This window comes from Vibrio bathopelagicus, assembly GCF_014879975.1.
GTDB lineage: Bacteria > Pseudomonadota > Gammaproteobacteria > Enterobacterales > Vibrionaceae > Vibrio > Vibrio bathopelagicus.
The window spans coordinates 781,602-796,319 of sequence record NZ_CP062501.1 but is presented as its reverse complement, the minus strand read 5'-3'; the positions used below and the strand labels follow the sequence as shown (position 1 = coordinate 796,319).

Here is a 14,718-nt window from a genome sequence, read left to right as displayed (position 1 = left end):
ACCAACTCGGTTACCTTTTGTTTACCTTGTCTCCTTTACTGTCCTTGATATCAAAAATGAAAAACAAGGAAAGAGCATGAAATTATTCGCTTCATTACTCACGACAGTCGGTATTACTGGCGTTGTCTGGGGGCTATTACATATTCAACCTGCGATTGCGGATGCATCAACTGAGCAACCAATAGCTCAATCATCAGTAAGCAAGTCGTCAACAAATAAGTCGTCAATAAGTACGCCATCCATAGATAAGTCAGCAGAGGTAAAACAACAGGCGACTGCAAATACAACTTACCTGCAAGGTTTGAGCAAAACTCTCCCTTTAGAGGATGTGCCTGAGCTGTGGGTCGACTTCTACCAAAACCTAGAAGCAAAGGATGAGGAGATCGCACTACAACAAAAAGTGGTCGTGATCTATCAGGACATCAGTTCCGACTTCAGCAAGGCTACTGTCACCATTGGCTTCCCGACTAAGCAATCAACATCAAATAAAAACAATCACTTAATCCAAATTCCAAACAAAGCCAAAGGTACGCTTCTACTCAGTAAAGGTGAACATACTGAACAAGAATTAGCACAAGCTTGGGAAGGGATCGCGATTTTAAAAGAGGTGGATAGAGTTATCGAGCACCACCAATTGAATCAGCATGGGTTGCCAGATTCTAGCGAGTTATACGTCTATTATAAGAATGATCAGTAAAGGATTGGGTTATGGATTTCACTATGAATAGCATTGGGAGTTTTCTCTCTCAAACCTTCTCAGAAACAAGCATCATCCTTACCGAAACTTGGGTAGATGACAATTTTGTATTGCTTGCTCTCGCTCTATTTATCTTTGAGCTTATCCGCTATGCCTTTAAGAAAAAGCTAAGTTGGAACATGTTAGGAGACAGCGCGACTAACTTTGTTACTCTGTTCTTCTTGTTGGTGACCGTTTTCTTGGTCGGTCTAGCTTATGTCGGCGCGTTCGTTTACGCCTACGAGAATTTTAGCCTGACTCAGCTGCCAATATCTGGCTGGACGATTCTGAGCTGCTTGATCTTGGCGGATCTCGCGTATTACTGGGAGCATCGATTCCTGCACAGCAACGGCCTAGCGTGGGGGACGCACTCTGTTCATCATAGCTCGCCTTACTTCAATATATCGGTCGCCTATCGCTTTGGGCCTTTGGATTGGTTCTTCCCGTTCTTTTTCCATTTGCCGTTAATTCTTCTCGGCTTTAACCCGTTCGTCGTGTTGATGTGTGAAACCTTTGTTCAGCTATACCAAACGTTATTGCACACCGAAACGGTTAAGCGATTACCTCGTCCTGTTGAAGCCGTGTTCAATACGCCCTCGCACCACAGAGTGCACCACGCGACCAACAAGCAATACCTGGATAAGAACTACGCTGGGATTTTTATCATTTGGGATCGTATGTTCGGTACGTTCGCCAAAGAAGAGGAAGAAGTCAGATATGGCGTGTTCCCTAGAATCAACTCTGTGAACCCATTTAAGGTATATTTCCACGGCTACGTTAAACTGTGCCAACAGCTATGGCACGCACCAAATTGGAACTACCGACTGCAACTTCTGATTCAGCCGCCTATCTGGGCTTGGAAACGAGAACGAGAGACAAAGTAAGGACACTTATGAGCATTAACGCCCTGTTGATTGAAGACGACAGTGACTTGGCAGAAGCCATTGCAGACTACATGGAACTCGACGGTTTCGAATTCGATTTTGCCTACAATGGTGCAGCAGGGCTTAACCTCGCCTTAAAAGGACATTATGACATCATCTTAACGGACATCAACATGCCAAAAATGGATGGGCTCGATGTGTGTCAATCACTTCGACAGCAAGGCGTTACCACTCCTATTCTCATGCTAACAGCAAGAGACACATTGCAAGATAAGGTCGCCGGTTTCGAAGTAGGTTCGGATGATTACCTAGTGAAGCCTTTTGCGATGGAAGAGCTCAAAATGAGACTAATGGCGCTGGTTCGTCGTGCTCAGGGTACGGTGACGACTTTGTCTGTAGCCGATCTTAAATTGGACTTGGATAAGCACCAAGCTATTAGAGACGGCAAGCTATTGAAGCTCTCTCCGGTATGTTGGCGAATGCTAGTGATGTTAGTTCGAAACAGCCCTAACGTGGTGAGCAAGGCCAAGCTTGAAGAGGCTTGGGATGATGAAATGCCAAGCTCTGACAGCATGAAAGCGCACCTGTTTAAGCTTCGCCAAATCGTTGATGCTCCCTTTGACAGCAAGCTGATCCATACCGTTCATGGCATTGGCGTGGTCTTACATGAGGAGCCGTCATGAAACACGCAAGCATGAATCGAGTCAGCATCAAGCGCGACATCTACCTCTACCTGTTTGGTATTGTTGTGTTACTAACAGCCATATACAGCTTGATGGTTTCACAGAGCTATCATATTGGTCTGAACGAATCAGCAAAGTATGGGTTCTTGTATGAACTGGAAGTTGCAGAGCAGCGTTACATTGAAACCGGAGCATTACCCGACTACCAAAACCCAACCTTTCAAGCCTTTCTAAGCTACTCAGAAGTGCCGACTCAATTTCAACAAGCCTTTGACTGGAACACATTTGATAACGACGCAATTTATGAACATTACGACTCTCCAGCCAGTAATGAGTCTGGGCAATACCTCTATGCCGCCAAGCATTCAATTTCCGGTACAGACAAATCGCTGTACATCATTTCTGAGTACGATGAGGCGATTTATCTGAAGCTATTCGAGCTCAACCCACCTGAATCCGTCAGTCAGATAAACAGTGCCTTTATCGCCATTGGTGTGCTTTTACTCTTAGTGTTCTTGATCATTCGCCTGCTGATACACCGAGTCACCAAACCGATTATTACCCTATCAAAATGGTCAGAATCGCTTGATGTGAATAACACACAAGGGCTGGCTCAGTTTCGATATAAAGAGATCGACCAATTAGCATCGCAGCTTGTTAAGAGTGTACAGGGTGAACGCCAAGCCAATGAACGTGAGAGCTTTTTCTTGAGAGCGGCAAGCCACGAGTTAAGAACGCCGATTGCAACCATTTCCGCGAGTGGCGATATGCTGGTTCGATTGTCTGATAACATTCCAAACAGTGGCCAGAGAGCTATCGCACGAATCCAACGTTCAGCCACCAATATGAAAACATTAGTGACGACGCTGCTTTGGATGAGCCGTAATAATGAGATAGAAACCAACTATGAACAGATTGAGCTAAGTCCCCTGCTCAATAACATCATCGAAAGCCAACGTTATCTTTTAAAAGACAAAGAAGTAGATATCCAAATCAACGTTGATCCAGAAGAACATACCCTTCCCCGCGAACTGACTGAAGTCGTGCTGACTAATTTAGTTCGAAATGCATTCCAACACGGCGGAAGTGGAGAGATTCGTATCACCCTGTCACTAGCTAAGTTTGAGGTCACCAACCGTTTAGAGGATGAAAACATAACCCACGACTCTGAACAGCAAACCTCATTTGGCATTGGCCTAGAGCTCATTGATCGCGTTTGTCAGAACCAAGGGTGGCGATTTACTCATGGCATTCACAGCAACGAGTTCAGCGTAAGAGTAATGCTAAAGTGAATTTAGATATCGATACTTGATGGTGACCAAATGTTTACCTTGGCTTGGTTATGCTAGTCGCACAATCAAGTTAGGAGTTATGTTATGGGCACTTGGATATTAGAAACACTGTTGTGGTCTGTGGTAACCGTGGCGGTTTGTGTCGCAATTTGGGGGCTTTATTTACCCAATATCTTAATCGCATTAGGTGTGTCGGTGGCGGTATCGCTGTTACTGGGAAATAGCTGGAGAAGCTAAGTATGTAAGGAAAAACATCGTTTAAAAAGTTAGTGAGTTTTGGCACACCCGACAGCAGTTACCTTAACCCAGTGCATTGATTAGGTACGCACTGTCGGGCGAAAAATTGAATTAGCTACTTAGCGTGTCTTCGAATACACCTAGCTCACGGCCAAGCCAGATCGCACGCACTGTATGATCCAGCGTTTCTTCACCACCGGTTACTGGGTGAATCAGCACCGACATATCACCACGCTCTTGCTCAAGCCATTCGACAATGCCTGACTCTTTATTCGCAAAGTGAATCTCAAACATCGGCATCTTATGCGGGCCAACCAAGCGCTGTATTAATGGGAAAGTCTCTAATACATCTTTACGCTCAGATAGAATCTTTTGACGTAGTATTTCTGCCTGCTCTGCAAATCGCAGAGGGAAATAGATATGACCGTGGTACATGGCACCATCCTTTAGAATTATGATGACGCGATTTTATACCTAAATAGCCTCCAATAGCTAAATCTAAATATAATATGCCAGTACCACCTGTTCTATAGAAATGAATGGTTTCATGCCCACGGTCTTTCGCTCTACCTTCGGTATGCTTACAAACTATATACCTTGAGTTATCAAGCTCAACGTTATCAGTTATCAGTTATCAGTTATCAGAAGAATAGCCTAGTCAGTTCGACATATATGTTCAGTTCGGTTAGTTCGCAGATGTCGAAGGAATAATGACACCGTATTAAATATTACCCCTGCAAGGAACAACGTAATGACAATGCTTGCGCCGCTCGGTAAATCATAATGAGCGGACATGGCCAACCCCGACAGAATACCAACTGTACCAATACTGACACTTGCGATAACAAAACGAAGCCCTTTTAACGCGGCAGCGCACAAGGCAGGGATAACCAATAGAGCGAACTCCAAATAGATCCCGGTTAGCTTGACAGTGATCGGCATTAAGATAGCGAATATTAGATAGAAGCCACTTCCTTGCATAAACTCAGGCTTAACGCCAATCCATGCCAGCATTAATGCAGTGACGAGCGCTAATGGCCAAACATCTTGCCAAGTAGCCCACAGTAGCTGTCCATTGAGAACACCCTGAATAAAATCAGCGCCGTGTGGATCTTGACTCACCAATAAGATAGCCAATGAAGCAGAAACGACAAATAAGCTACCAATCATAGGTTCCAGGTGTTGTTTGTAACGCTTTTCCATCAATGCAATCAGGCCACATAGTAGAAGTGACATCGTCCACGGGCCAGCCATTTCACCCAACCATGAATCGCTGAACAACTCATATCGACTCAACCAATATTGGCTCAAAGCAGCACCCAACGCAGCAACTTGTGCAACAGCGAGATCAATAAAGATGATTTGCCGTTTGAGCACTTGCTCCCCCAGTACAATGTTACCGACTAATGCAATTAATCCACACAATACGGCAGGTGCCAGCCAGCTATATTCCATCCACATCACGAGCTCTTAGGTGTTTCTGAATCGACCAATGTATCCAACAGCTCATCAATCACTTGATCGTACATCTCGTCTAAGCTCTGTCCTTCTGAAACTGAAAGTGGTAACTGAACCATAGGTTTACCGGTTTGTTGATTGAGCCAATTGGCAGGACGTTTATCTTGATGTGATGAATATACGATGGCATCAAATAAAGCAGGAGCAAGTTTCGTCAACGTCTGCAAATGCGCTGTTGTCGGCGAAATACCAGGCTTGGGTTCTAAGTCGGCAATTTGTGCCATGTCTAGCCAATCAAAAAGGTAACGATACGTGGCATGGTAACCGACCACCTTTTTACCTTGTAAAGGCTCAGCTCTCGTTTCCCACTCTGCCAATTTTTTACGCCAGTTAGCACGAAACTTCATGCCATTCCGCATATAAACAGGTGCATTATCAGGATCTATTAGCTGTAAACGTTTGGTGACTTCTCTTGAGATATAAATCATGTACTCAGCAGCAAACTGAACATGTGGATTTCCATGAGCGTGAATATCCCCCATGCTTCGATCGACATGGTCATGGGTATCAAGCATACCAACCATATCGCTCGCGTATAACATGGTTGGCGCGCTATCTTGAACCGCAGGATTACCACTGCGTACTTGCAACATTGGCAACCAGCCTACTTCTAATTCAGAGCCAGAACACATTGCCATATCAGCTTGGCGCATTTTGGCAATAAGTGACGGTCTCGCTTGCACGTAATGTGGATCCTGCATGGCTGTGGTCGCCGAGTAGATGTTAGCTTCAGGAGCATGGCTATGCATAAGCGCTTGCCACTCAGGCTCACAAACGAAAATATTCAACGCCATTGCAGGCGAAGATGCCATTATAGATGAGGATACAACGGCAACACCTGTTGCCATTGTTAGGAGTGATTTCCTAGAACGCATGAGCACCATGCGCCCCAAAGGTCATCACATATTGCAAGGTAAAGACGTTATCTGTCTCTTTGCTTTGGTTTTCGACACGAGAATATTGTGCCCTAACCGTACCAAAATGAGATGAGTCCCAAGCAACCATCGCATCTGCTTCTTTGTCATTCATTGCAGTAAAATGCATGTGATCACCGTGAGCATGACCATCGTAGCTTTCAGCTTCACCGTAACGCAGACCCGCTGACCAGCTCGGACTAAAGCGATAAACACCCGACACATAATACGCCGCTAAGTTATCTGGGGATTCTGCATCATTTTTGTACTTGTCATCCACGATGCCATCCAACAGCATGTACTCTGCCGCTAGCGTAAAGTTTTGGTATTTGTAGTTACCATTTGGAGCCCACTTCCATACAAAGTCAGCACCGTATAGGTTTGAGCCCGTTACCGCCGCACCATGGCTATGATCGTGGTCGTGGTCATGCCCGTGATCATGGTCTTCAAATTCTCGAGTTTTGCCATTTTCGTTACGTAAGTAACTCAGGCCAAACTGCCAGCTTGATGAATCCGAGAAGTCATCACCCAACTTCATGGTTGTCGTGTAAACACCCACATCAGAACCATCATCAACAGAAGACATCTTGCTACCACTTAACGCTTCAACCCCAAACTTCACATACAGGTCAGTCGGAAGAACAATGTTTGCGCGCACACCATCATCGTAATAATGAGAACCCAAGAAGGTACGGTAAGCAGCAGGACGCTCAACAAAGCTGTCGGTATGCATGTGTTGGTTATTCAGGTAACCAAAGTCAGATAGGAAACGACCACCTCGGATACTCAAGCCGTAAGGCATTGTTAAGGTTTCAATGAACGCTTCTTCAAGCAACAACTCCGTTTCATCATCATGACTTTCAATGACGGTCGTTAAAGAGCCATAGAACTTATCGTCGATATTGGCCGACATGTTTAATTCGGTATGACCAAGGCCAAACCCTTCATCACGTTCCGAATTATTACGCTGTCCGTCCTGATAGTAACCATCAAGTACAACACCAATTTGTGGGTTTGACAGCGTATCAGCAAAAACAGGGGCAGAAAGAATGCTACCAATCGCTAGAGAAACCAATTTTTTATTCACTGTATTTTTCCTTTTATAAGACTCACCAAGAATTAAATTGGTACGTTATAGCATAACAATTAATTCTTGAGAAACAAATTTTGATCATTAACGAGAAGTAAAATTGTTGTTTTAGGGGGAGCTTTAGAATCTGTATCTATAGGAAAGTAAACTCGCCACGATTGAACAACCGGAGCGATCTCTAAAAAAACGCCACACTCAATTCTAAGCGTGGCGTTTTATAGGGGTGAATCAGTTTGAGTATTGATTCCTAGAACAAATACCCGATGACTAAATCTTTTTACTGTATGGATTCAACGCGCATTTCAACCTTTTCAGAACAACCAATGCTGTCACCCTGCCCCAACTAAACAAGACTCGCTGATGTAAACGAAAAATAGTGTCGTAAAGGTTTCGTACTAATCTGCCACGTAAAAGCACTCTGTCATTCATGAGAGCACCGACTGCATAGTCATGCCCAACCGCTACCAACATGCCTCCATCGTGGAAAACAAAGGGCTGTAATGCCTTGCCTTTCGCTAAACGCTTGAACTGCTGAGCTAAGTGACCTGCGGCTTGATTCGCAGCTTGAGCTCTTGGTGGAACAAAAGAACCATCCGGTTGCGGACACTCTGCACTATCACCAATCACAAAAATATCGCTATCGTTGGTCGTTCTTAGTGTCTGCTCAACGATTAATTGATTGATTCGATTCGTTTCTAAACCGTCTAATTCACTTAGCCAATCCGCACATTTAATACCAGCAGCCCATACTTGCAGATCTGCTGAAATAACCTCTTCTTCTGAAGTGACTAATTTCGCCTCTTCTGCTCTTTGAATTCGAGTCCCAGTTCTAACGTTAATACCTTGTTTTACCAGAGCTTCATGAACTCGTTTCGACATACATTCTGGCCCAGCAGGTAACACGCGATCTGCCGCTTCAATTAAGGTAATTTCAAGGCTACCTTCCTGACGGTAACGCTGTAGCTTGGCGCTTACTTTTGCCAGCTCTGCCGCCAGCTCAACACCGGTTGCACCTGCGCCAACAATTGAAATTTTACGCTGACTGCTTGATCTCAGTAGAGGGTTGATTTCCTGCCAAGCTTTCTGTGCTTGCCCTGCTGAATCGAGGAATAAACAGTGTTCACTGACACCTTCTGTTTTAAAGTCATTGCTGATAGCACCTACAGCGATAACGAGATAGTCGTATTCGAGCTCTTGAGTCGTACCGCTAAAGTGGTTCAACTGGATGACTTTGTTAGCACGCTCTAACCCACTCATTGAAGCTTGAACGTATGTGTAGCCATTACAAGATGCATGCTGGAAGTAGCTAACAGCGTCGAGCTCTTCGTCGAATGTTCCTGCTGCAATTTCGTGCAAGCGCGGTTTCCAGTAATGATGTGACGACGGCTCAACGAGTGTCACGTCATAACGTTTGTCACGACCTAAACGCGTAACCAATTCAAGGCCAGCAGCACCTCCACCAACCACAACAATTTTTTCTTTCTGTTTCAACATTCGCTTACCCACCATGCCTAAAGGCAAAATCTTTCTGATGGAGCGCATTATATTTATAACAGAATCAATGATAATCCCAATTTAAATAAAATCACTTTTACCAATCTGTAATAATAACTTTAAATTTGAATCAATTTGCCAAGTAGCAGGATCAAAAAAGCGCCATATACAAAACGATATATGGCGCTTCTTATCTAACGATATATAGAACTAACTATATAGAGATTACGGCTTTAGTTTCAAAACTTTATCAATGTCTTCTGCAGAATGGCGCTCTGGTACTTGCTCCCACTCTTCGCCAAATGAACGGTTAACCACTCGACCTCGTTGGAAGCCTTCTCGCGCTTCTAGTTGCTTCGCCCAGCGCACAACGTTGGTGTAAGACTCAACCTGCAGAAACTCAGCTGCATCGTAGATTTTGCCTAGCACAAGGTTGCCATACCAAGGCCAAATCGCGATATCAGCAATGCTTAGCTCTTCACCCGCCACAAATGTGTTATTTGCGAGCTGTTTGTCTAACACGTCTAGCTGACGCTTAGCTTCCATCGCAAAACGGTTAATTGGGTATTCTTGCTTTTCATCTGCGTAAGCGTAGAAGTGACCAAAGCCGCCACCTAGGAATGGTGCTGAACCTTGTGCCCAGAATAACCAGTTGATAGTTTGCGTTCTTGACGCCCCTTCTTTTGGTAAAAAGTGACCAAATTTTTCTGCTAGATGCATCAAGATAGAAGCTGACTCGAAAACATTAACGTCTTCAGCTCCAGATTTATCAACAAGAGCTGGTATTTTAGAGTTTGGATTCACTCCAACAAAGCCAGAGGAGAACTGTTCAGCCTCACCGATGTTGATCAAGTACGCATCATATTCAGCTTCTTTAACACCTGCCGCTAACAACTCTTCAAGCAAGATAGTGACTTTCTGACCATTAGGTGTGCCAAGAGAATACAATTGGAAAGCATGGTCACCAACAGGAAGCTCTTTCTCAAACCGAGCGCCAGATTCAGGACTATTGATGTTTGCCCATTTGTTTCCACCATCGGTATCGTTAACCCAAACTTTTGGCGGAGTGTATTGTTCTGACATGATATTTCCTTATTAATATAGGGTCTCACAAACTGATATTAGGTCACATGTCTGTGGTTAAAACCCCTGAATACGATTTATTTTCAAACTGTTAAGCATGGCTTATTCCAGAAAGACATAACCTGCGTGAAGAGATGGATCAGGCAAAAGACAAGTGATCGCTTAAGCCCCCACTTAATGTTGGTTAGTGCGAAGCATGATTTAGCGACGACATTCCTACAGCTTCAAGAAAGCTGTGATAAAATCGGAGGATTACAATTGATAAGGATTTGGCAATGTCTTCTGATTACACAGGCTCGAGTGCAGCGTACGCTCGCCAAGAGAAAGGCTACCGTGAAAAAGCACTAAAACTCTACCCATGGGTTTGTGGTAAATGTGCGCGTGAATTTGTTTACTCAAACTTGAGAGAGCTTACTGTTCACCACGTGGATCACGACCATACAAACAACCCTGAAGACGGAAGTAACTGGGAGCTATTGTGCCTATACTGTCACGATCATGAGCATTCAAAATACACTGACCATGATCGTTACGGCGTTGATGCCAAGGCTCGTTTAGACGACCACCAATCAGCGACGCACAACCCTTTCGCCGACCTAGCGAAGTTGATGAAGAAGTAAGAGCTTCCCTCTTTGTAAAAACGAGTCGTTCGAATAATAAGAAACCCCAGCATGTCACCATACTGGGGTTTCTTTTATCTGCCGTCATAACCAAAAATAGAGTTAACGAAGACACGATCAAAAAGAGCCTTCCGAAGAAAGCTCTTTTTAGAATTCTGTATTAGTACTGCAATTAAGCTGCTGCTTCCTTGCGAGACTCTTCTACCTGCTTAGCGCGTTTTTTTAGAATCAACTTATCGCGGTATGTAAACCAAACGTAAGACACAACCACTAAGAAGAACAGGTATGACAATGAGAAAATGAACGGCGATTGAATAATATCGTTCGAAATGCCCCAAGAAACACCGATAACCGTCACTGCAATTTTCGCGAAAAAACCACACATCAATAGCATTAAAGCCAACTGTGGGAAACGCGTGCTACGGAAAGCTAACCAATAGCAACTACCTACTGCCAATGCAGCAATATAGAAGCCAAACAAGAAAGAGTGGATATGGTCAGCTGCCGCTAAACCACCAGAAATTGACATCAATAGAATTAAAAACAGTTTCATAATACTCGCCTCGCCATAAGTTGGAAACGCATCCTTTCAAATTTGGAATCTCAGTTTGCGCACTATTTTCCCACTTTTTCTCAACAACACAACCCCTCCAATCGAACAAAATGTAAGCAAAAGTGCCATTAAAAACCACTTGCAACAAATGGTTAACATTTTGTTTTTCATAAAACTCCGTTACTCCTTGTCTCATATGGACAAAGCTCCATTTTGATTTATTTTGTTACACAAAATTAACCTTAGAAAATATTTAAAATAATTCGTAACTCTGTGATATCCGCACGGAATACGTGGCCATTCAGAAATACTTATCGAAGAATCCCTTAGAAAATAAGCCCGCCACGTGAAAAAAGAACAAAATGGAAAGGTATTAAACACAATTGCAAAACCAATAAAAAACAACCCATTAACAAGTTTGAGTTTATTTACCAAAAATGGAAAAAGAGATTCCAATCACATTTTTATTGGTTATAATCCGCGCTCTTTTGCGCTGTCTGTTGATAAACGCAAACTAATTTTGAAGAAACAATCACAATAACCCGTCATTAGTTAAGTGGCTCACCACTGACCAACGACAAAACTGAGAATAAAAATGAGCAAGATTGATAAAGCATCACGTATCCTGCTAGCAGGCTTCTGTATCAACCTTTGTCTTGGCATCCTGTATGCTTGGAGTGTATTTAACAAGGCGCTAGTCACTGAAGCTGGTTGGAGTGCTGCTGAAGCATCTTCACCTTACGCTATTGCAACTATCACATTCTCTGTTTGTCTTCTTGTTGCAGGCATCCTACAAGACCGTATGGGTCCACGTAAGATTCTTATCCTAGGTACAGCACTTACTGGCCTTGGTATGATTGCTTCTGGTTTCGCTACGACTCCTATGATGCTAAACCTAACGTTTGGTGTGATGACAGGTGCTGGTATCGGCTTCGGTTACGCATGTCTTTCTCCATCAGCAATGAAATGGTTCCATTCTTCTAAGAAAGGTATGGTTAACGGTCTAATCGCTGCAGGCTTTGGTCTTGCTGCTATTTACCTAGCACCACTCACTTCTGCGCTTATCGATAGCATGGGTATCCAAACAAGCTTTATGATTCTTGGTGTTGGCGTACTTGCAATTGCAGTACCTCTAGCAGCAACCATCAGCAACCCACCAGCGGATTACACGCCAGCTGAGCCTAAAGTAAAAGAAGGCCAAGCACCTAAAGCGGTTAAGAAGACTGAAGACCTAACTTGGAAAGTAATGCTGAAGACTCCTCAGTTCTACTCTCTATGGATCATGTACGCATTTGCTGCTTCTGTTGGTCTTATGATCATCGGTAACATCACTACGATTGCTAGCGTTCAAGCGAACCTACCAAACGCAGTTTACCTAGCGTCTATCCTTGCTGTATTCAACTCGGGCGGCCGTGTTGCTGCTGGTATGCTTGCAGATAAAATCGGTGGCGTACGTACTCTACTTCTAGCGTTCATCCTTCAAGGCGCGAACATGGCTCTATTCGCTACGTTCAACTCTGAATTCACGCTAATCATTGGTACGGCTATCGCAGCTGTTGGTTACGGTACGCTTCTAGCAGTATTCCCAACACTAACTGCTGAATTCTACGGCCTGAAAAACTACGGTACTAACTACGGCGTGCTTTACACGGCATGGGGTATCGGCGGTGCTATCGGCGCAGCGGTTGTTGGTTACTCAATGACAAATGGCGAAGGTTACAGCCTAGCGTACACAATCTCTGCAGCTATGATGGCAGTGTGTATTGTTCTAGCAATCATCACTAAGCCTATCTCTGAAGCTAAAGTTTCTGAACTGAAAGCATCTCAAGCTTAATCGTCAGAAAAGATTGAATTTGTTACTGAAGAGCTTAACCTTAGGGTTAGGCTCTTTTTGTATCAAGCGACTAACCCATTGACGATAGAAACCACTCCTCAGCTCTCTCCTACTTATTATCTCGACAACTTCAATCGACTGATTGAACACGCTCAAACGCTCTACCCCGATCTTCTTAGTGACGATGAATGCCGTTGGTTGTCTGAATACAAACGTCTTTCAATTGCAAGCCAGTGTTTAATGGTTCGTTTACTTTCTCGCAAGGGCTGCTGGTTTCGAAGTGATAAACTCAGTTATGTTGAGATTCCAAATCTAAAAAGCGCCCTACAAGAGCTAAATGCATCGAGCTTCGTTACGTTAAGTCACCCAACTGAACAACATAACCTCGTCATCACTGATCTCGAAATCGGATTACACTTGCTCACTAAACCTGAGTTATTGAGCGCATTCCCCGCCCTTCAGAGCAACAGATCAGCCAAGAAAGATGAGCTATTGTTATTGCTTGATCAGCAACCTTTCGAACAATTTAAAAGCCTACTCTTTGACTGCATCTACGTTGTCGAATCTGAAGTTATTGATGTATTGCTGCTACTCTTCTTCGCCAATACTTATCAAGACCTAAGCCAATTCGTTCTTAGCGATCTTGGACTCAACACCTTCGAAAACTACCCGTTAAGCAAACAGCGCCGTTTCTTCACCTCCAGAGAACAGCTCAATCAACAGATCCAGATGCGCGATATTCAACGCCAATATTCTGAGGGTGATCGTAAAGACCCTGAGTTTCTTGAACATCTTTTACAATCGGTACCTTCTGAGTCAAAGCACAAAGGTATAGCCAGAAAACGATCGCGTTTGATCAACGATATTGCACGCGATCTAGAAAGGCTTAACCAAAACGACCAAGCTGTCTTTTGGTTCAAACAATCTGTACTTCCTCCGAGCAGAGAACGACTTGCACGCATCTATGACAAACAAGGTGAGTTAGACTTGATGTGTGACATTGTCACGCAAATGAAAGCCAATCCATCCGATGTATCTGAACTAGAGGTCGCCGCTAAGCTTGATCAGAGGTTATTACGCAGACAGGGACACAAGGTTCCACGCGCTTCAAAACCAACTTGTGAGCAGATAAAGCTGGAGTTAGATCTAAGCCAAACGAGAGTTGAGCTTGCAGTAAAGCAGCATTTTGAGAACCAAGGCTGGGATGTCTACTTTTCTGAAAACAGTTTTCTGTGTGGCTTGTTTGGTTTGGCTTTCTGGGATGTAATTTTCTCAGACGTTGAAGGCGCCTTTATCAATCGCTACCAACATCGACCACTGGATCTGTACCATCCAGATTTCGTAGACAAACGAGCAGCCCCAATCAAATCCGTGTTTCAAACCATATCCGAGTACGGGCTAAATCACTTGCTTGATATCTACGACCAAAAACACGGTATTGCTAACCCCTTTGTTCATTGGAATCATTTCCCTAAGTCGCTTATCGAACACAGTATAGCTTCGATTCCTAAGCGCCTAGTTGTCGATCTCTTTAAGGTGATATTGGGTGATTTAAAACTATTCCGAACTGGGATGCCGGATTTGATTGCGTTTAAGGGGGGCGAATTTCAATGGATTGAGGTCAAAGGCCCAGGCGACAAATTACAAGATAACCAGTGGCGCTGGATAAAGGAATTTGAGCGACTGTCAGTCCCCTTCTCTGTTTGTTACGTTAATCAGTAAGCCTACCCCAGCTGGGCTCTATGCTCGCTGCTAAGCCTACTGAATCACTCAGTCCTAT

The 14,718-nt window shown here is 44.0% G+C and carries 16 protein-coding genes; 9 read left to right on the top strand and 7 right to left on the bottom strand.

The genetic code is table 11. The annotated features are described in order from the left end of the window. Window positions 1–76: 76 nt before the first annotated feature. The 5 genes from IHV80_RS19900 (at window position 77) to IHV80_RS19880 (ending at window position 3,832) form a co-directional block, all read left to right on the top strand. On the top strand, window positions 77–697 hold the full coding sequence (locus IHV80_RS19900) for a hypothetical protein (protein WP_192892011.1): 621 nt from the start codon (window positions 77–79) through the stop codon (window positions 695–697). Window positions 698–708: 11 nt separating this feature from the next. Then, on the top strand, window positions 709–1,620 hold the full coding sequence (locus IHV80_RS19895; protein WP_192892010.1) for a sterol desaturase family protein: 912 nt from the start codon (window positions 709–711) through the stop codon (window positions 1,618–1,620). Between the two features lie 8 nt (window positions 1,621–1,628). Further along, window positions 1,629–2,303 carry a response regulator transcription factor gene (locus IHV80_RS19890; protein ID WP_192892009.1) on the top strand — a complete coding sequence of 225 codons (675 nt, stop codon included), beginning with the start codon at window positions 1,629–1,631 and terminating at the stop codon, window positions 2,301–2,303. Further along, window positions 2,300–3,595 carry a sensor histidine kinase gene (locus IHV80_RS19885; RefSeq protein ID WP_192892008.1) on the top strand — a complete coding sequence of 432 codons (1,296 nt, stop codon included), beginning with the start codon at window positions 2,300–2,302 and terminating at the stop codon, window positions 3,593–3,595. The genes IHV80_RS19890 and IHV80_RS19885 overlap by 4 nt, the downstream gene beginning before the upstream one ends. Window positions 3,596–3,679: 84 nt before the next feature. Then, the gene (locus tag IHV80_RS19880) at window positions 3,680–3,832 is read left to right on the top strand and encodes a hypothetical protein (protein ID WP_192892007.1); all 153 of its coding nucleotides are present in this window, start codon (window positions 3,680–3,682) and stop codon (window positions 3,830–3,832) included. A 111-nt stretch (window positions 3,833–3,943) separates the two neighbouring features. Here the strand turns inward: IHV80_RS19880 and IHV80_RS19875 are convergent, their stop codons facing one another. The 6 genes from IHV80_RS19875 to yghU all read right to left on the bottom strand — a co-directional run bounded on the left by IHV80_RS19875 (window position 3,944) and on the right by yghU (window position 9,931). Next, window positions 3,944–4,267: a DOPA 4,5-dioxygenase family protein gene (locus tag IHV80_RS19875; RefSeq protein WP_192892006.1), complete on the bottom strand. Its 324-nt coding sequence runs from the start codon at window positions 4,265–4,267 to the stop codon at window positions 3,944–3,946. Window positions 4,268–4,486: 219 nt separating this feature from the next. After that, window positions 4,487–5,293, bottom strand: coding sequence for a metal ABC transporter permease (locus IHV80_RS19870; RefSeq protein WP_192892005.1), 807 nt, complete (start codon window positions 5,291–5,293; stop codon window positions 4,487–4,489). Beyond that, window positions 5,293–6,198 carry a metal ABC transporter solute-binding protein, Zn/Mn family gene (locus tag IHV80_RS19865; RefSeq protein ID WP_192892183.1) on the bottom strand — a complete coding sequence of 302 codons (906 nt, stop codon included), beginning with the start codon at window positions 6,196–6,198 and terminating at the stop codon, window positions 5,293–5,295. The genes IHV80_RS19870 and IHV80_RS19865 overlap by 1 nt, the downstream gene beginning before the upstream one ends. A 16-nt stretch (window positions 6,199–6,214) precedes the next feature. Beyond that, window positions 6,215–7,351, bottom strand: coding sequence for a hypothetical protein (locus IHV80_RS19860; RefSeq protein WP_192892004.1), 1,137 nt, complete (start codon window positions 7,349–7,351; stop codon window positions 6,215–6,217). 270 nt (window positions 7,352–7,621) lie between these two features. Continuing rightward, window positions 7,622–8,848: an NAD(P)/FAD-dependent oxidoreductase gene (locus IHV80_RS19855; RefSeq protein ID WP_192892003.1), complete on the bottom strand. Its 1,227-nt coding sequence runs from the start codon at window positions 8,846–8,848 to the stop codon at window positions 7,622–7,624. Window positions 8,849–9,073: 225 nt separating this feature from the next. Beyond that, window positions 9,074–9,931, bottom strand: a complete 858-nt coding sequence (gene yghU / locus IHV80_RS19850) for a glutathione-dependent disulfide-bond oxidoreductase (protein WP_192892002.1) — start codon at window positions 9,929–9,931, stop codon at window positions 9,074–9,076. A 275-nt stretch (window positions 9,932–10,206) separates the two neighbouring features. On the opposite strand from yghU, the gene IHV80_RS19845 reads away from it, so the two are divergent. Continuing rightward, on the top strand, window positions 10,207–10,551 hold the full coding sequence (locus IHV80_RS19845; RefSeq protein WP_004730279.1) for a YajD family HNH nuclease: 345 nt from the start codon (window positions 10,207–10,209) through the stop codon (window positions 10,549–10,551). Window positions 10,552–10,723: 172 nt separating this feature from the next. Here IHV80_RS19845 and IHV80_RS19840 read toward each other — a convergent pair whose 3' ends face one another. Then, the gene (locus tag IHV80_RS19840) at window positions 10,724–11,104 is read right to left on the bottom strand and encodes an NADH:ubiquinone oxidoreductase (RefSeq protein ID WP_192892001.1); all 381 of its coding nucleotides are present in this window, start codon (window positions 11,102–11,104) and stop codon (window positions 10,724–10,726) included. Between the two features lie 346 nt (window positions 11,105–11,450). On the opposite strand from IHV80_RS19840, the gene IHV80_RS19835 reads away from it, so the two are divergent. Genes IHV80_RS19835 through IHV80_RS19825 form a run of 3 tightly spaced genes read left to right on the top strand, consistent with a single transcriptional unit; the run spans window position 11,451 to window position 14,660 of the window. Then, a complete protein-coding gene (locus IHV80_RS19835; RefSeq protein ID WP_192892000.1) occupies window positions 11,451–11,645 on the top strand; it encodes a hypothetical protein in 195 nt (64 codons plus the stop codon). A 54-nt stretch (window positions 11,646–11,699) separates the two neighbouring features. Then, the gene (locus tag IHV80_RS19830; RefSeq protein ID WP_192891999.1) at window positions 11,700–12,938 is read left to right on the top strand and encodes an L-lactate MFS transporter; all 1,239 of its coding nucleotides are present in this window, start codon (window positions 11,700–11,702) and stop codon (window positions 12,936–12,938) included. Window positions 12,939–12,995: 57 nt separating this feature from the next. Beyond that, a complete protein-coding gene (locus tag IHV80_RS19825) occupies window positions 12,996–14,660 on the top strand; it encodes a VRR-NUC domain-containing protein (RefSeq protein ID WP_192891998.1) in 1,665 nt (554 codons plus the stop codon). Window positions 14,661–14,718 lie beyond the last annotated feature (58 nt).